The following is a 17346-nucleotide window of genomic DNA, read 5'->3' as shown; positions in this document are numbered from 1 at the left end:
AGCACTCACAGAGCGCTTCGCCGACACGGCACAGCCTAGAGCCGCCGGCGATCGCGCGCCATCATGTTTTCCGGCCCCCTTCCGCTCGTGGATCGCAGCTCGGCAGAGCGAGCCGTCTCACTGGCACAAGGCCTACGCCCGACGCGGTCCGCCTGCACCGTCGCCGGGATCACGGACCGTGTCCGGCATGCTGCTGGGCCTGTTCCACCCCCACGGCGCACCGTCGAGTTCGTCCAGGACGGCCTCTTCTCCGTCCGACGGACAGGACCACGAGGCCACTCGCCCCTCGGGCAGCTCCCCGGACCTCGGGAAACACATGAGGATCGCATGAAGCTTGGGGGCCATGAGTACCGAGTGGATTGCGATTGACTTCGAGACAGCCGACTACCGACCGGGCGGCACCATGACGCTCGGCAGGACGCAGCCGCGGCGGCACGCATCGTGATCGCGGCCATGACGAAGCACGCGGCAGAGGACCTCGATGAGCTGCCGGGGAAACTCCAGATCCGTCACGGCCGGTTGTCGCCCGAGTCCGGCTCCTGGTCGAACGGCCGTCACGGTGTCCGTGAGAATCGACGCCGCGCTCCCGTCCCCGCCTCCGATCCTGATGCCGGCCCTGAGATCCCCCTGTTCGGCCTGCGTGTCCGCGCCACGGGCACACTGAACTCGCCGGCCCGACCCGACGAGTGCACCGATGACTGGGGCGGGAGGCATCCGGCGATCGCCCGGCTCCGGAAGGCGGCCTGGGGGGAGTTCGTGCCCTTCCTCCGGTTCGACGTGGAAATGCGAGATCGTCCGCACCACCAACGCGATCGAGAGCGTCAACGCACGGACCCGCAGGGCCGTCCGGGCCCGGAGCCGCTCCTTTGCCGACCAGGCCGCCCTCACACGCGTCCACCCGGCCGTCGTGTGCCCGGACCCGACCGGCACCGGACGCGAACGCCGGACCACGCGCCGGAAGGCCGCACTCCAAGCCCTCGGCATCACCTTCGCCGGCCGGCTCACCGCCGGACGCCGCCGAACGGAACCGGCCGAGCGACCCGGAGTCCTCAGTAGGTACCTGGCTTACGTAGGGATCGCCGATGCGCGGGCCTGCGGCCACGTGGGAACTTCGAGTCGACGGCGGCCAGTGGGCGCCGCGACCGACACGGACACCGGAGCCTCCCATGACGGACCACGGCATCACCTACACCGGCCTCGACGCTCTGCTCACCCCCGAGAACTCGGTTCTGCTGCTGATCGACCACCAGGGCGCCCAGTTCGCGGGAATGGGCAGCACGGACACCAACCTGGTGGTCAACAACGTGACGGCCCTGGCGAAGGGCGCCAAGCTGTTCGACGTCCCGACCGTCCTGACCACCGTGGTGGAGGACCGGGGCGGCCGGATCATCCGCCAGCTGCAGGAAGTCTTCCCCGAGCAGACCCCGATCGACCGCACCACGATCAACACCTGGGAGGACCAGCGCGTCGTGGACGCCGTGGCCGCGACCGGGCGCAGGGACCTCGTCATAGCGGGCCTGTGGACGGACATCTGCCTGGCCTGGCCCGCCGTTCACGCCCTCGCCGACGGCTACCGGGTCTTCGCGGTGACGGACGCCTCGGGCGCCACCACCACCGAGGCCCACGAGCGCGGCATCCAGCGCATGATCCAGGCCGGTGTCATCCCCACCTGCGCCGGCACCGTCATTTCGGAGTGGCAGCGGGACTGGGCCCGGGAGGAGACGGTTCCCGGCATCACCGACATCATGCTGCAGCACGGCGGCAGCTTCGGTACGAGCCTCGCCTGGGAACTGCAGCTTCTCGGGCTCGACAAGGGATGACGTCCCTCGTGTCTTCGGACCCCGGCCGGGCCCCGGCACTTTTCAGCCCGGCCGGGACCCGAAGGCCCGGGTTCCGGTCCTCGCCCCGCGGCTGATCGGAACGGGCCGGAGGGCGGGACCGACCCGTCCGCGTGGGCGGACGGTCCCGACGGCGATCGGACACTGCGTTCCGCCCGGCGGTCGCCGTTGCCGCAACGCCTTGCGTACTGCACCGGGCGGAACGGCGCGGCCACCGCGGTCCGCGCGTCCTTTCCTGCCCCGATCCGGCCCCGCCGGGAAGCCGGGTCCTGTTCCCAGCGTCCACCCCGTACAACAGGAGTGACCATCACCACCACCGGCCGCATCGGACCACCGCCCCCCTTCGATCCCGAACTGGCCAATGCTCTCGGCCCGTTGTCCGAACTCATCCCGACGACCGTCCTGCCCGGCATGATCCCGGGCATACGCCGGACCATGCGCGCCGCGCGCCCCTCCGACGAGGAACTGCGCCGGGGCGGGTCCCTCGTGGTCGAGGAGTTCCGGGTACCGGGCCCGGCCGGCGCGCCGGCGGTCCCCCTGTTGGTCTGCCGCCCGGCCGAAGTCTCGGGACCCCTGCCCGCGGTCTATTTCACCCACGGCGGCGGGATGGTCTTCGGAGACAACCGAAGTCTCCTCGCGGAGATGCTGGACTGGGTGCAGGAACTGCACCTCGTACTCGTCTCGGTCGGGTACCGGCTGGCCCCCGAGCATCCTTACCCCGCCGCCCTGGAGGACATCCACGCGGGCCTGCGGTGGGCCGCGGCCCACACCGGCGAACTCGGCATCGACCCCGGCCGCATCGTCGTCGCGGGGGCCAGCGCGGGTGGCGGCCTCACCGCCGCGCTCACGCTGCTCATGCGGGACCGGGGCGAACCGGCGCCGGCGGGGCAGATACTCGTCTGCCCCATGCTGGACGACCGCGACACCACGGTCTCCGGCCATCAGATGGCCGGGCTCGGAGTGTGGGACCGGACGTCGAACAACACCGGTTGGAGCGCGCTGCTGGGAGACCTGCGAGGCGGGCCCGACGTCTCCCCCTATGCCGCACCGGCGCGTGCGGCGGACCTGTCCGGGCTGCCTCCGCTCCTCATCGACGTGGGCTCCGCCGAAACGTTCCGGGACGAGGTCGTCACCTATGCGACGCGCGTCTGGCAGGCCGGTGGAGAGGCCGAGATGCACGTCTGGCCCGGTGGTTTCCACGGATTCGACGCCCTCGTGCCCGACGCGACCCTGTCCAGGGACGCGAGGGCGGCGCGGGTGCGCTGGCTTCGCCGGACTCTGCACCTGTAACGGCCGGCCAGGCCTCCACGCCCGCTGTCGTCCCACGCCGCCGGCCCCGCACGGCCACCTCGTCCGCTGAACCCGCACCACGGAGGAGACTCATCATGCGAGCCCTTGCCGCCACCGCCTACGGACCGCTGGAGGACCTGGAGTTCATCGACCTGCCCAGACCCGTACCCGGGCCGGACCATGTGCTCGTCCGGACGGAGGCGACCGCCCTCAACGCCATCGACAAGGCCCTGATCACCGGAACGATGCGGCACGTGCTGCCGGTGCGGCACCCGTTCGTGCCCGGTGTCGACGTCAGCGGGGTGATCGAGGCCGTCGGCGCCGACGTCACCCGCTTCACCGTCGGCGAGGCGATCGTGGCCTGGAACGGCGTCCCCTCGGGAGCACTGGCCGAGTACGTCCTGGTGAAGGCCACCGCCGCGGCCGCCGTACGGCCCGCCGGACTGACCGCGGCGCAGGGAGCCGCGCTCCCGACCGCCGCGCTGACCGCAGCGGCGCTGCTCGACATCTCGGGAACGAGCCCGGGCGACACCGTGCTCGTGGTGGGCGCAGGTGGTGGCGTGGGTTCCTACCTCGTGCAGCTCGCCGGCCAGGCGGGCCTCGTCGTGCTCGCGACCGGCCGCACCGGCGACCAGGAGTTCCTGGACGGTCTGGGAGCGCTGCACACCATCGACTACCAGCACGTGGACATCACCGAGGAGGCTCTCCGGCTCGTACCGGGCGGAGTCGACGTCGTGTTCGACCTCGCGAACACCGGCCCCGCCCTGGCGCTGACCGCCGGCGCGGCCCGCGGCGGCGGCCGCCTCGTCTCGCCCCTGGGCGGACCGGCGTCCTTCGAGCGCGGCGTCACCGCCGTGTACGGAGGAACCACCACCCCGGACGGGCGGCTTGCGGCCCTTGCCGCGCAGGCGGCCACGGGCGGACTGCGCATCGCGATCGGAGCCGAGTACGCGTTCTCCGAAGCGCGGCGCGCGCTCGTCGACTTCGCCCACCGGCACATCCGCGGAAAGGTGACCATCACGTTCTGAGCCGGCACGCCGCGAGCAAGCTGTACCCGGCGGCGTCCGGTCCGCCCCGGAACAGCGACCGTCACCGGCGTGCCGCTCGTGACCGGATCTCCGTCCGGCGTTTCGTTGACGCGCCGAACGGCCATGCCATACGCTCCCGGCGAGGGGGTATAACCGCTGCTCAGAGACTGTGCCGCGTGGCTTCGACGGTCGTCCCGGGCAGGTTCGACGCCCCCCGCTCCCGGCGCCGCCCACCGAGGTGTCACGGCGGCGGAGGCCCTATGCCGGCAAACCGCTTCGTTCCCCGGCGTCCCGTGCTCCTCGGCCGCCGTCACGAGTCGGACGTGCTCGATCGGTTACTCCACCGGACACAGGCAGGACGGGGTGGCGCCCTCGTCATCCGCGGGGAAGCGGGTATCGGCAAGACCGCCCTGCTGGAGTACATGAGGACGGCGCCCGGGGTACGCACCTTGAGAGTGTCCGGAGCCGAGTTCGAGAGCGAGCTCGCGTTCGCGGCGCTGCACCAACTCTGCGGGTCGATGCTGAGTGTTCTGCAGCGCCTGCCGGGCCCTCAACGCGGCGCGCTGGAGGCGGCTTTCGGGCTGAGCAGCGGTACGCCCGACCGTTTTCACCTCGGCCTGGCAGTACTCAACCTCTTGTCGGAGGCGGCGGGCAAACAGCCCCTGCTCTGCCTGGTCGACGACGCCCAGTGGCTCGACCGGGCCTCGGCGCAGGCCCTCTCCTTCGTCGCACGGAGGCTTCACGACGAGCCGGTGGCGGTCGTCTTCGCGGTGCGGGCGCCCTCGGGCGGTGCGGAACTGACGGACCTTCCCGAGCTGCGCCTCGAAGGTCTGGCCGACGCCGATGCCCGCGGACTGCTCGCCTCCCAGTTCCGGGCGCCGATGGACCGCCAGGTACGTGAGCGGATCATCGCCGAGGCGCGGGGCAACCCACTCGCCCTGCTGGAGCTGCCGCGGACGGCCGAACTGGCGGGCGGCTTCGCCGTTCCCGAGGCGGTGCCCGCACCGGGAAGTGTCGAGGCCGGCTTCCGCAGCCGCTGGGAAGGACTGCCCGCGGACACCCGGCTCCTGCTGCTGACGGCGGCGGCGGAGCCGATCGGGGAGCCATCGCTCCTGCGGCGGGCAGCGGAACTTCTCGGCGTCGATCCGGCGGCCGTGACACCGGCCGAGGACGCCGGGCTGCTGACCGTCAGCGCCTGGGTCCGGTTCCGGCACCCACTGGTGCGTTCCGCCGTCTACCGCGCCGCCTCCCCGGAGGACCGCCGCGCGGCGCACCGGGCGCTCGCCGAGGTGACGGACGCCGACGCCCAACCCGACCGGAGGGCCTGGCACCGTTCCATGGCGGCCGCCGGCCCCGACGAGGGCGTCGCCGCGGCACTCGAACACTCCGCCGGACGCGCACGGGCACGCGGTGGCATCGCGGCGGCCGCCGCTTTTCTCGAACGAGCGGCGACCCTCACGCCGGATCCCGGCCGCCGTGCCGTACGCGCGCTGGCCGCGGCCCGGGCCAAGCGCGACACAGGCGCTGCGGAAGCGGCTCTGACGCTGGTGGCGATGTCGGAGACGAACCTGGGACCGGACGACGAGCCCCGACGGGCGGAGGCGGCCGCCCTGCGCGCCCGGGTCTCCTTCGACAGGAAGCGCGACGACGAAGCGGTGGCCGGACTCCTGCGGGCCGCGGAGCTGACCACGCGCTGCGATGCCGCCGGTGCCCGGGAGCTGCTGCTCGACGCCTTTGCGGCGGCCGTGTTCGTCGGCCGGTTCGCCAAGGGGCCGCGCCTGCTCGAGGTGGCGGACGCGGCACATGCCATGCCGCCCGCCGAAGACCCCCCGCGCCCGCTGGACATACTTCTCGAAGGGCTGGCCGCTCAGGTGAGGGAGGGGTACACCGCGGCCGTCCCGCAGCTGCGCCGCGCCGTCGACCTCCACCGTCGTGCCGACGACGGCAGCGAGTACGGCCTCGGCGAGGTGTGGATGGCCTGCAACGCCGCGATGGACCTGTGGGACGACGCCGCCTGGAGAGCTCTGGCCGACCGCCAGATCTCCCTGTGCCGGCAGCACGGCGCCCTGGCGTCTCTTCCCGTACTCCTGAGTTTCCGCGCCCTCGCTCACATCCACGCAGGGGAGTTCGGCGACGCGGCGGCACTCGTCGACGAGACCCACTCGATCGCGGTCGACGCCGGCGCCCCGCCCGTGGTGTACGTCGATGTCTCCCTCGCCGCATGGCGGGGGGACGAGGCCGCGACGGCCGCACTGGCCGATGTCGCGATGCGCGCGGCCCACGAGCGAGGGGAGGGCAGACTCGCCAATGTCACCGAGTACGCCCGCGCCGTGCTGCACAACGGTCTCGGCCGGTACGAGGAGGCTCTGCGGGCGGCCCGTCCCGCGTGCGATCTCGACGAACCGGGCTTCCACTCCTGGATCCCGGTGGAATTCGTGGAGGCGGCGGCGCGAGCCGGACGGCGGGATCTCGCCCTCCCGGTGATGGAGCGCCTCTCCGAACGCGCCGGGGCCAGCCGCACCCCCTGGGCGGCGGGGGTCGAGCTGAGGTCCCGGGCGCTCCTCACGGACGGCCCGGCGGCCGACGAGCTCTACCAGGAGGCGATCGTTCAGCTCGGTCGCAGCGAAGGCACCGTCCATCTCGCGCGCGCCCGACTCCTGCACGGTGAGTGGCTGCGACGTGAGGGGCGCCCCTCCGAGGCCCGCACCCAACTGCGTGCCGCGTACGAGCAGCTCTCGTCGATCGGAGCGGAAGCGTTCGCCGCACGCGCCGCCCGTGAACTGGCGGCCGCCGGCGAGCAGGTGCGGAAGCCGAGGGCTGAGGCACAGCACCAGCTCACGCCGCAGGAGTTCCAAATCGCGCGGCTTGTCGCCACGGGCGCCACCTCCAAGGAGGTGGCCACCCAGTTGTTCCTGAGCCCACGCACGGTCGACACCCACCTGCGCAATATCTTCAAAAAGCTCGACATCACCTCGCGCCGTCAACTGCGCGGCCTTCCCCTGGCGGTGACGCAGACCGCGTGAGCTGCCGGTGCCGCCGCTGCCGGACGGGGGGCTCCGGGTGGCGGGCCCGGCCTCGGTCCTTCACGTGGCGCGGACAGGCTGGTCCCACTGCCCTGTACCGGGATTCAGCGCCTGCTCACCGCGCTCGTCGTCCAGCTCCTCCACTGCATCGCCCACCCGCTTGGCTGGTCCGACTGGGGCCACCGTGCTCAGCGACGATCACGCATCAGCCATTACCGGAGAGAAGCTGCACCTCGGATATGAAAATCACGATCCGCAGATGGGGCATCAGCGAGAATTTCGGCCGTAGCGGTCGTGATATTCGTCGTCGTTGTCATAGTTACCGTCATAGTACTCGTCGGGGCTCCCGTATCGTTCGTGCCACTCATCGTCGTTCTCGTAATTTCCGTCGTAGTAGTCCGGATTACTTCCACGGTATCCGCCCGTGCCCGATTCCTCGATACCGCTTCCGCTACCCCGATCGAGGTCCGATTCCGATTCAGAAGCGCCGTCCAGATCAGGAACGGGGTCGGGGGTTGGGCTCGTCTCAGCATTGTGAGAGGCTTCTTCCTCCTGAAGGGCCGCGTTCGCGGCGATACGAGCTTCGCCTGCGTAGCGTTCGTACTCCCGCCGCCTGGCCAAGGGGATCTTGCCGTCCCTGCAGTCCGAGGCGTTTTTGACCAGGTAGAAGTCCACTGACCAGGACCCGGACCCGGTGCCCACATGTTTTGATTCGGTGACACATACGGTCCAAGCAGCGTAGTCGGCCAGGACATCGCCGTCCTTGAGCCCACCGGTTCCTTCGACACTGCTGGGCTGCTGGTCGCTGGACTTGCTGGCGGGGTGGCCCACCCGAACGTCGATGGACTGGTATCCGGCTTCTTCGGCTGCTTGGTACGCCTCAGCCGGGGTATTGCCGATCTGGTCAGGCATGGTCGGGGGCCGTGGGTCATTGACGATGCCGAGGATGATGAAAGTTGCAATCACTCCGAGGGCGCCCACGGCGACGAGAACTCCCTTGCTGCGGGTGCGCATGACGGTCACCGGCTGCGAGGTATGAGCCGGCAGTGGATGACCGCGAGGTTCCTTCCGGTCTGCGTCGGCCTTCGCGCTCTCCTCACCCAACAGCCCAGCGACAGGGTGCCTGGCCGCCCTGGCGTGGAAGGCGGCAGCGCGGGAAGTGCCGCCCACATACGCGGGAACATCTGCTCCGCATCCTTGATGAGCACAACGGAACGTTTTCACGTCCTTTGCCATGGATCATCCCCTCGCGTGGCAGCCACACCTTGACGCCGACTCTTCGATCAACCTGCTGCAGATTCCAGCACGTTTCAACACCGCCTGCTCCTCGGCTGACGTCTTCGGGCAACAAGCCGGTACAGTCACACCTTCGGTCATCGCGATGCCCCTTGGCCATCAGCCCCCTGTCACCAAGGGTGAGACCAGAGATCTCTTGCCCCGCAGCCGGAAGTCGGCCGGTCGAAGAAGCCCAGTTGTGACGCGTTGGTCCGCGGAAAGGCCAACCCGACATCAGTTTCCGCGGTGCTTCTGCCACCGACGTGCCTCCCGCCCCTCGGATGGCTCACCCCCGGCAGCAAGAGCTTCGCTCTTGCTGCCGGGGGTGGCGACGTCGGTGTCCTTCTCCGACCGGGCCGTGTTCGTGACGTGCTGGTGGGCCCGCCCGTGGTCACCGAGGCCGGTAGGCGGTGGCCAGCACGGAGACGGTGACCCGGTCGGGCAGGAGGCCGTCATCGTCCAGGTCCGCACGGCTCACATGGCGGGCGCTCGGCGTCATCGCCACAAGGTCCAGGGCATTCGGCCTGGACAGGATCGCGCGGTACTCCACCCGTTCGGTGACGACGGCCTCGAAGAAGGGCTCCAGCGCCCGGTGCAGGCGCTGCTCCTTGGCCGGGTCGACCGTGACCATCGCAGGCAACCGACCACGCAGCTCGGCCAGGTGCCGCCCGGTGGGGCGGACCACGATCAGCCGGCCGGTCGGGCGCAGCACGCGGTGGAACTCTGCCGGGTTGCGCGGGGCGAACACGTCCAGCACGACATCGGCCACCTTGCCGGCCAGCGGGAAGGGACGGAAGACGTCCCAGGCCACCGCTGCGGCTCGGTCGTGGGCACGAGCTGCCGAGCGCAGCGCACGCGCCGATGTGTCCATCCCCAGACCACGGGCGCCGGGCAGCTGGTCGAGTACGCCGGCCAGGTAGTAGCCCGTGCCGCATCCCACGTCCACGACCGTGGCCTGCTCCGACGCGGCGTCGGCCGCCAGGCGGGCCCCGGCTTCGCGGATGGGCGCGTAGGCGCCGGTGGCCAGGAAGCGGTCCCGGGCCCGGATCATGGCCGGGTCGTCGCCACTGGTGGCACGGGTGCCCGCCAGCAGGCCGGCGTAGCCATGACGGGCTATGTCGAAGGTGTGGCCCACCGGGCAGCGCAGTGCGCCGCGGTCGGGGTGCAGGCGGCGCGTGCGGCACGTCGGGCAGCGCAGCAGATCGAGGGACAGCTCGAGGGCAGGGGGAAGCGACACGGGCACGAGGCACTCCTGACAAGGGGTGGAGGGAAGGGTTCGTGCCTGCTTGCGCGCTCAGAGCGTCACTGCCTCAGGAAGGAACGGGCAGCGACGGGAGCGTGGTTTCACACCACAGGCACACCGAGGAGGGCGACGCCGTCCGGCATCGCCCTCAAAGTCCTCCGATCAGAGGAAGCAGCAGTGCGGGGTGCTCATGAATGCCACGCCATGATTCTACGAGCTTCGACGGAGCCCTCTGTTCCCAGTGCTCACGCAGGAGTTGGGGGACACGACCTAGCCGCGGGCGGCGACCATGCGTTCAGCCGCCTCGTCCCGACGCCCGTCCCAGCCAGGAACGAACGCGGTGCGCGCCGGGACGGCTGCTCCCAGCAGCGGGGCGTCGAGCGCTTGCGGGCCGGAGGGCACGCGGGAGGGGCTGCTGCGCTCGGTCGGGTTCGCGGGGGACGAAGAATTCGACGCGGCCGGCGAGCAGCCGGGTTTCGACGAGCGCGGTCGCGGCCGTCCGGTGTGAAGCCGTACGCCGGGGAGTTCGTGCCGCGCCGGAAGGCGGGCGGCACTAGGGCGAGGCCTCCGTTCCCGGGGGCGGAGGCCTCGCAGCCGGCGGCGGAGCCGACGCCGGACGGCGCGGAGCCGGTGTGAGACCGCCGTCCGGACGGCGCGGAGCCGGTGCGCGGACGGCGGCGTGTCCCGCGCACCGGACCTCCGGTCACGCCTCGACGGGCTCGTCCGCCGGAAGGCTGTCCATGAAGGAGCTGACCGAGAAGACCGCGCGGCCGGCGCCGGGCGGGCCGTAGCCGGGGGGCGAGGACAGGCCGAAGTCCTCCATCGTCTGCCGGTACGCCTGGAGCAGGCGGATGTGGTACTCCAGCGGCGCGCCCTGCGGGTTGGCCTTGCCGAGCGGCGTGGTCGGCTCGGGGCACCAGGTGGTGAAGCGGGGCGTGATGCCGTGCGACATGAAGAAGCGCAGGCCCTCGGTGGTGGACTCGATCGCCTCGTCGACCGTCTTGAAGCCGAACGGCTCGGCCATCTCCACCCCCGCGACGAAGTTGGGGATGACGTTGCGCGCCCCGAAGACGTCCGCCGAGTCCAGGATGCGCTTGTGCCATTCGTCACGGCCGACGTACCGCTCCTTGCCCGGGCAGTACATCTTGAACAGGTACTCGTCCCACACCTCGAAGTTGGGGTGGTAGATCTGCACGCCGTAGTCCTTGAACCGCTGCACGTCGGCCTTGGGCAGGGCCTGGGCGACGACCTTGCCGATCCAGCGGCCGGGGAAGCGCTCCTCGATGGCCTTGGCGTAGTGGCCGTAGAAGTCGGCCTCGTCGCGGCCGGCGACGGTCTTGGTGATGGCACCGCCGGTGAGGGTGTAGGCGGTGGACGCCTTCTGGGTGTCGTACCGGTCGATGATCTCCAGGGCCTCGAGGACCTCCTCGACGTCCTTCACGCCCGTGTACGGCCGCCCGGCCGCCTTGTGCTGGCGCCAGTTGTGATTGATGTCGCAGTACTGGCACTCCTCCTTGGCGCCGAAGTACTGGCAGACCCGGAAGACGGTCAGGTAGATCAGGTAGCCCCACTGGATGGTGGGGGCCACCTCCATGACGGACTTCCCGTTGGAGAGGGTGTGCCGGTAGTACTCGGGCATCGGCGGGACGCCGACGTCGGCGATCCGCCTCCCGTCGAGGTAGAGGCCGAGCACGCCGTCCTCGTTCGCGGCCACGCGGTAGGGCGAGGACGGGTTCACGCGGACCGAGACGACGGTGCGGCGCAGGTCGTACGGCCCGCCGGTGAGGATGATCTCCTCGGGCGGGCGGCGCAGCGCGGCCTCGCCCAGCTCGGGCAGGGTCCCGTGGTCGAAGGAGAAGATGAAGTACGACTTCGGCTTGACCTCGCCGTTCTCGTTGTCGCTGAGGGCCGAGGGGTCGAAGGCCACGCCGCCCCGCAGCAGGTCCTCCTTGAAGACGGCCTCCCGCGGCACGTGCGGAAACCGCTCCATCAGATCCTCGACCAGCGCGGTACGGCTGTCCATCCGTGTCTCCTCCCGGCTCAGGCGTACGACATCTCACGGTATGCCCCCGTCTTCGCGCCACGGGCGCCGGGTCCCCCCACGGCGCGCAACGTGCCCCGGCGGGGGAGGGCCGGGCGGCGGCGCACGGGCGCTTCCACGCGGGGTGTGTGACGGGTCCCACTCCCACCCCGACCCGGCGGCGGCACCGGCCGGCCCCCGGGATAGGTTCCAGCGATGACCTGCTGGTGCTCGACTCCCCGGAAAGGGGCGACCGGATGACCGTGACCTCGACCGTGACCAACTGGGCCGGGAACATCACCTACACGGCCGGGGAGCTGCACCGGCCGCACTCGCTCGACGCGCTGCGGGCCCTGGTCCGCGACAGCCCGGTGGTGCGGGTGCTGGGCAGCGGGCACTCCTTCAACGAGATCGCCGAGCCCGGCGCCGGGGGCGTCCTGCTGTCCCTGGCCGCGCTGCCGGCCGAGACCGACGTGGACACCGCGGCCCGTACGGTGCGGGTCGGCGGCGGGGTGCGGTACGCGGAGCTGGCCCGCCGGGTGCACGCGCACGGGCTCGCGCTGCCGAACATGGCCTCCCTGCCGCACATCTCGGTGGCCGGTTCGGTGGCGACCGGCACGCACGGCTCCGGGGTGCGCAACGGCCCGCTGGCCTCGGCCGTCCGGGAGGTGGAACTGGTCACGGCGGACGGCTCCACGGTGGTGATCGGGCGGGGCGACGCGCGGTTCGGCGGGGCGGTCACCTCCCTGGGCGCGCTCGGCGTGGTCACCGCGCTCACCCTGGACCTGGAACCGGCCTTCGACGTCGAGCAGCACGTCTTCACCGAACTGCCGCTCGACGGGCTGGACACCGCCGCCTTCGAGACGGTCATGGCGGCGGCCTACAGCGTGAGCCTGTTCACCGACTGGCGGGCCCCCGGCTTCCGCCAGGTGTGGCTCAAGCGGCGCACCGACCAGCCCCTGTCCGGCTTCCCGTGGGCCACGCCCGCCGCCGAGAAGATGCACCCCGTCCCCGGCATGCCCGCGGTCAACTGCACCGAGCAGTTCGGCGTCCCGGGCCCGTGGCACGAACGGCTCCCGCACTTCCGGGCCGAGTTCACCCCGAGCAGCGGCGCGGAGCTCCAGTCGGAATACCTGATGCCGCACCGGCACGCCCTCGACGCACTGCGCGCGCTGGACGCGATACGGGCGACGGTGGCACCGGTCCTCCAGACCTGCGAGGTGCGCGCGGTGGCCGCCGACGGGCAGTGGCTGAGCCCGTCCCACGGACGGGACACGGTGGCCGTGCACTTCACCTGGGTGGAGGACACCGAGGCGGTGCTGCCGGTGGTGCGGCGGGTCGAGCAGGCGCTGGACGCCTTCGAGGCACGCCCGCACTGGGGCAAGGTGTTCACGACGCCGGCGGCGGTGCTGCGCGAGCGGTACCCCCGGCTGGACGACTTCCGCGCGCTGGCGCGGGAGCTGGACCCGGCGGGGAAGTTCACCAACGCGTTCGTGCGGGAGGTGCTGGGCGGCTGACCTCCCCCGTCCCGCCCCGGCAGGCCGCCGGGCGCCCGGCGTCACGCTCCGCCGGTGAGCGGCCGACGGACGGCGGACCGCGCCGCCGGGGACGCCGTGCGGGCCCGGCCGCCCGCCTGCTGCCGGACGCCGGGGACGTGGGCGACACCTACGGAGGAGGGGCGGCGCGGCCGGCGCCGGCCGCGCCCCGGGCGGGCGCGGACCGCGGGCGGACCGGGCGGACCGCCCGGTCCGCCGAGGGAGCCTCAGTGGTCCGCGCAGCACGGCGTCGGGTCCGGGACCTCGAAGGGGACCAGGGCCCCTCCGGCGGCCGGTACGGCGGCCAGCACGAGCCGCCCGTCCCGCCACTGCGGGCGCACGTGGTCCCGCGTCACCAGGCGGGTGTGCGGGGCGGGCCGCTCCGGGGTGCCGAGCACCGTCACGGCGTCGATCGCGGAGCGCGCGATCAGCTCCGCGACCGTCAGCGTGCCGGCGAGCGAGGCGGCGCCCGGGTAGAGCACCGCGCGGCCCGCCGCGTCCGGCAGGCCCGGGGTCACGTCGTACCCGCGCGCCGTGAGCCGCTCCCGGACGGTGCGCGGGAGCGGCCCGGCCGGCCGGGCCAGGGAGACCGCGGCGTGCGGGTGGTCGCCGCGCACCAGGTGGGTGCAGCCGAACACGTCCCCGGGGAGGGGGAGTTCGTCCGCCAGCGCGTGGAGGAGGTGGTCGGCCGCGCGCAGGTCCCGCGTCCCCGCGTCCACGGTGAGGGCGTGCGGCGGCGTCACGAGGGCAGGACCCACACCGGGTTGGAGTAGAACCACAGGTCGCGCCAGGGGTCGGCGTCGCCGACGACGTCGAGCGCCGGACCCGCCGGGTCGACGGCGGCACCCATCGCGCCGACGGCGGTGCGGTTGCCGTCGGTGCCGCGCAGCCGGACGTAGAGGGGGCGGTCGACGCGGCCGAGGTCGTAGGTGAGGCGGACCGTGCCGGTCTCCTTGCCCACCTCGTACGAGGTGACGACCTTGGCGGTGGGGGCGGTGAAGGTGTCCTTGTCCTCCACCTCGCCCGTCACGTCGCCCTGGATGACGTCCACGCGGGCCAGCCGGGGCACGAAACCGGCCCAGTTGGGGCCGCCGGCCAGGGTCACCTCGGTGGTCAGGGTGACGCGCGTGCCCTTCTTCACGTGCAGCGCGCCGCCGAGCGTGGCCCAGCGGCCACCGCCCGCCACGCGCACGTCGAGGGCGTCGATGAGCTGCCCGTGGTCGACCCAGACGCGGCCCGCGCGGATGCCGTCCATGACGGCGGCGTAGGAGAAGCCGTCGGCGCCGACGTGGGTGCGGCTGTACTGGCCGGGCCAGTAGTCGCCCTGGGTGATGTCGATCTTGCCGCCGTAGACCGGGTCCGGGTAGCGGCCGTCGGCGGCGAAGTCCCCGCCGGAGCCGCGCACGGCGGTGTCGGCGTAGACCTGGTGGGAGTCGGAGTTGGCGGTGATCCACCACGGCTTGCCCTCGGCGAGGAGGCTGTCCCACAGGCCGCCGACGGTGGCGGTCATCCAGTCGAAGCCGCCCCAGGTGCGGTAGGACTCCAGGGGGTAGCCGGGGAAGGAGTTGGCGCCGGGGTTGTTGTCGTAGATGCCGCGGGCGCGGCCCATGCCGAGGGGCGCGGGCAGGCCGGCGGCCTGGTGGCCGGGGGCGCCCTCGAAGCCGACGGCGATCCGCCGGCTCGCGGGGGTCGCGTCGCGCCAGGCGCGTATCTCGTGCGGGGAGTCGACCCCGCGCCGCGCCGGGTGGTTGGCGAGCATCAGCGCGTCCTTGACCTTGCGCCTCCTGACCTGGTCGTGGAGGAAGGCGAGACCGGCGATGGCGAGCGCCTCGTTGGCGGGCGTGGAGTCGGTGGCGCCCTTGACGCTGCCGTCGTAGTCGGTCTCGAACTGCTTGAGGACGGCGACCTCGTTCTTGCCGGGGTGCACGAAGACGGTGCCGTGCTCGGCGGCCGGGATGTTCCACTCCAGGCCCTGGAAGACCAGGGTGTCCTGGTGGGCGGCGCGGGCCTCGCGGATGTCCGGGTTGACCTTCTCGACGCCGATCCTGGCGTGGGTGGTGCTGCCGTGGTCGGTGATGACGAGCCAGTCCATGCCGTGCCGGGCGCCCTGGCGGACCTGGTCGACGACGCGGTACTTGCCGTCGCTGCTGTACTGGGTGTGGATGTGGTGGTCGCCGGCGAGCCAGAGGAAGCCCTTGTTCCGCCGGCCGCCCGCCGCCGCGGCGGCGGGCGTCGCCTGCCCGAGGACGCTCCCGGCGGCCAGCCCCGCGCCGAGCAGGCCCGCGCGGCGCAGCAGCGAGCGGCGCGACCGCTGCTCGGGGCTGAGGGCCTCGTCGGGCACGGAGGTGTCGAACGCGGCGGGCAGCACCGGCGCCTCGTGGTCATGGTCGTGACCGTGTCCGTGGTGATGCCCGTGCCCGTGGCCGTGGCCGTGTCCCATGCTGAGCCTCCTGATCGCCGCTGCCTTCCGCGGCCGTCTTCCGCCGCGCCGCGCTGGTGCGCCGCGCGTGAGGAGGATCAAGGTGGAAGATGAACCTTAAATAACTCGGAGATGAGCGGCGGGCGGCCCGGAAGCGGCCGCTCCGCGCACTTTCCCGCCGTTTTCTCGAACACCCGTATCTGCAACGGCAGTTCGGCCGAACATGAGCGGCATGAGACGACTCGGACTCATCGTCGCCCTCACCGCCGCCCTGGCCCTCACCGGCCCCACCGGCACCGGCGCGCCCCCTGCCGCCGCCGCGGTCCCCGGCTCCTTCACCGTCCTGACGTACAACATCGCGGGCCTCCCCCTCGGTCTCGGTGACAGCGACCCGGAGACGAACACCCCGCTGATCGGAGAGCGACTCGCCCCGTACGACATCGTGAACGTGCAGGAGGACTTCAACTACCACGCGTCCCTCTACGCCCACGACACCCACCCGCACCGCACGCCGACCAGCGGCGGCGCCGGCGTCGGCGACGGCCTCAACACCCTCTCGGACGTTCCCTTCGAGGACTTCGAGCGAGTGAGGTGGAAGGACTGCACGGGCACCAACTGCCTCACCCCGAAGGGCTTCACCCTCGCCCGGGTCCGCCTGGCCGAGGGCGTGTTCGTGGACCTGTACAACGTGCACGCCAACGCCGACGCCACCGACGACGCCCTCGCCGCCCGCCGCGCCAACATCGACCAGCTCTCCGACTTCATCCGGGCGAACTCCGCGGGCAACGCGGTGATCGTCATGGGCGACACGAACACGCGGTACACGCGCACCGGCGACAACATCCGCACGCTGCTCACCGAGAACGGCCTGACGGACGCGTGGGTGCGCCTGGTGCGGGGCGGCACGCCTCCGGCGCCGGGCGGTGACGCCCTGGTCTGCGACGCGGCGGCGCCGGCGGACGACTGCGAGGTGGTGGACAAGGTCCTGTACCGGGGCAGCAGGCTGCTGAACCTCACCGCGACCCGCTACCACAACGAGTGGGAGTCCTTCCTCCGCTCCGACGGCACGCACCTGTCCGACCACTTCCCGCACACGGTCGGCTTCTCCTACACCCCCGACGCCTCCCTGCGCGCCAGCGACTTCTTCGGCGGCCCGCACGGCACGGCCTTCAACGACGCGGACGACCTGCCGGCCTCCCCCGCCCCCCGCACGCTGACACTGCGCGGCGCCTCCCGCCTCGACGCGGTGTCCCTGACCCACGACGACGGGACGACGCTGAGCCACGGCGGCACGGGCGGTACGGCGGCGTCGCTCACCCTGGCCCCCGGCGAGCACCTCACCTCGGTGAGGCTGACCCAGGGCCGAAAGGACGGCCGTACGAGGATCTTCTCGGCGTCCTTCACGACGGACGGGGGCCGCACCCTGTCCGCGGGCACGGCCACGTCCGACGCCAGGACCTTCACGGCCCCGCCCGGCCGGCAGATCGTCGGCTTCACGGGACGGTCGGGTGACGAGATCGACAAGCTGGGAGTGGTGTACGCGCCGATCGGCTGACGGCCGCCCTCGTCCGGCGCGAAGGGAGCGGGCGCCGGACGAGCCGGCGGGGGACGTCCGGGCGATCGGACGCGCGCGCTCGCGCACCCGGCCGCCGACCGCTCCCGGGGGTGTCCCCCC

General features: G+C 72.1%; 11 protein-coding genes and 1 pseudogene. 7 read left to right on the top strand and 5 right to left on the bottom strand.

Annotation, left to right across the window (positions count from 1 at the left end; translation table 11 throughout):
- Window positions 1–684: 684 nt before the first annotated feature.
- The 5 genes and pseudogenes from ACSU6Z_RS23690 to ACSU6Z_RS23670 all read left to right on the top strand — a co-directional run.
- Window positions 685–1018: pseudogene (locus ACSU6Z_RS23690) on the top strand (transposase); the annotation flags it as partial.
- A 148-nt stretch (window positions 1019–1166) separates the two neighbouring features.
- Window positions 1167–1820, top strand: a complete 654-nt coding sequence (locus ACSU6Z_RS23685) for a hydrolase (protein WP_437048525.1) — start codon at window positions 1167–1169, stop codon at window positions 1818–1820.
- Between the two features lie 318 nt (window positions 1821–2138).
- A complete protein-coding gene (locus ACSU6Z_RS23680; protein ID WP_437048524.1) occupies window positions 2139–3128 on the top strand; it encodes an alpha/beta hydrolase in 990 nt (329 codons plus the stop codon).
- Between the two features lie 95 nt (window positions 3129–3223).
- Window positions 3224–4156, top strand: coding sequence for an alcohol dehydrogenase catalytic domain-containing protein (locus ACSU6Z_RS23675; protein ID WP_437048523.1), 933 nt, complete (start codon window positions 3224–3226; stop codon window positions 4154–4156).
- Between the two features lie 260 nt (window positions 4157–4416).
- Entirely contained in the window at window positions 4417–7179 is a 2763-nt protein-coding gene (locus ACSU6Z_RS23670) for a helix-turn-helix transcriptional regulator (protein WP_437048521.1), read from the top strand.
- A 267-nt stretch (window positions 7180–7446) separates the two neighbouring features.
- Here ACSU6Z_RS23670 and ACSU6Z_RS23665 read toward each other — a convergent pair whose 3' ends face one another.
- From ACSU6Z_RS23665 to ACSU6Z_RS23655, 3 genes are all read right to left on the bottom strand, one after another.
- Window positions 7447–8415 carry a hypothetical protein gene (locus ACSU6Z_RS23665; RefSeq protein ID WP_437048519.1) on the bottom strand — a complete coding sequence of 323 codons (969 nt, stop codon included), beginning with the start codon at window positions 8413–8415 and terminating at the stop codon, window positions 7447–7449.
- Between the two features lie 430 nt (window positions 8416–8845).
- Window positions 8846–9697 (bottom strand): methyltransferase domain-containing protein, encoded by an 852-nt coding sequence (locus tag ACSU6Z_RS23660; RefSeq protein WP_437048518.1) that lies wholly within the window; start codon window positions 9695–9697, stop codon window positions 8846–8848.
- 703 nt (window positions 9698–10400) lie between these two features.
- The gene (locus ACSU6Z_RS23655) at window positions 10401–11720 is read right to left on the bottom strand and encodes a radical SAM protein (RefSeq protein WP_437048516.1); all 1320 of its coding nucleotides are present in this window, start codon (window positions 11718–11720) and stop codon (window positions 10401–10403) included.
- Between the two features lie 254 nt (window positions 11721–11974).
- On the opposite strand from ACSU6Z_RS23655, the gene ACSU6Z_RS23650 reads away from it, so the two are divergent.
- A complete protein-coding gene (locus ACSU6Z_RS23650) occupies window positions 11975–13234 on the top strand; it encodes a D-arabinono-1,4-lactone oxidase (protein WP_437048514.1) in 1260 nt (419 codons plus the stop codon).
- 245 nt (window positions 13235–13479) lie between these two features.
- Here the strand turns inward: ACSU6Z_RS23650 and ACSU6Z_RS23645 are convergent, their stop codons facing one another.
- Complete coding sequence (locus tag ACSU6Z_RS23645; RefSeq protein ID WP_437048512.1) at window positions 13480–13995, bottom strand: hypothetical protein; 516 nt, start codon at window positions 13993–13995, stop codon at window positions 13480–13482.
- A complete protein-coding gene (locus ACSU6Z_RS23640) occupies window positions 13992–15692 on the bottom strand; it encodes a PHP domain-containing protein (RefSeq protein ID WP_437048510.1) in 1701 nt (566 codons plus the stop codon). Before ACSU6Z_RS23640 ends, ACSU6Z_RS23645 begins: the two co-directional genes overlap by 4 nt.
- A 211-nt stretch (window positions 15693–15903) precedes the next feature.
- Here ACSU6Z_RS23640 and ACSU6Z_RS23635 point away from each other — a divergent pair, with 211 nt between their 5' ends.
- Window positions 15904–17226: a jacalin-like lectin gene (locus ACSU6Z_RS23635; RefSeq protein ID WP_437048509.1), complete on the top strand. Its 1323-nt coding sequence runs from the start codon at window positions 15904–15906 to the stop codon at window positions 17224–17226.
- Window positions 17227–17346: the final 120 nt, after the last annotated feature.

Origin of the sequence: Streptomyces sp. enrichment culture, from assembly GCF_964273145.1 — a bacterium.
In the GTDB taxonomy this organism is placed as follows: Bacteria; Actinomycetota; Actinomycetes; order Streptomycetales; family Streptomycetaceae; genus Streptomyces.
This window is presented reverse-complemented; position numbering and strand designations above follow the sequence as displayed.

What these genes read in the sequence shown, in the direction of transcription:
- ACSU6Z_RS23670 (WP_437048521.1), top strand. Translation starts at nt 4,417, where the DNA reads ATGCCGGCAAACCGCTTCGTTCCCCGGCGTCCCGTGCTCCTCGGCCGC.
- ACSU6Z_RS23675 (WP_437048523.1), top strand. Translation starts at nt 3,224, where the DNA reads ATGCGAGCCCTTGCCGCCACCGCCTACGGACCGCTGGAGGACCTGGAG.
- ACSU6Z_RS23635 (WP_437048509.1), top strand. Translation starts at nt 15,904, where the DNA reads ATGAGACGACTCGGACTCATCGTCGCCCTCACCGCCGCCCTGGCCCTC.
- ACSU6Z_RS23655 (WP_437048516.1), bottom strand. Translation starts at nt 11,720, where the DNA reads ATGGACAGCCGTACCGCGCTGGTCGAGGATCTGATGGAGCGGTTTCCG.
- ACSU6Z_RS23650 (WP_437048514.1), top strand. Translation starts at nt 11,975, where the DNA reads ATGACCGTGACCTCGACCGTGACCAACTGGGCCGGGAACATCACCTAC.
- ACSU6Z_RS23685 (WP_437048525.1), top strand. Translation starts at nt 1,167, where the DNA reads ATGACGGACCACGGCATCACCTACACCGGCCTCGACGCTCTGCTCACC.
- ACSU6Z_RS23640 (WP_437048510.1), bottom strand. Translation starts at nt 15,692, where the DNA reads ATGGGACACGGCCACGGCCACGGGCACGGGCATCACCACGGACACGGT.
- ACSU6Z_RS23665 (WP_437048519.1), bottom strand. Translation starts at nt 8,415, where the DNA reads ATGGCAAAGGACGTGAAAACGTTCCGTTGTGCTCATCAAGGATGCGGA.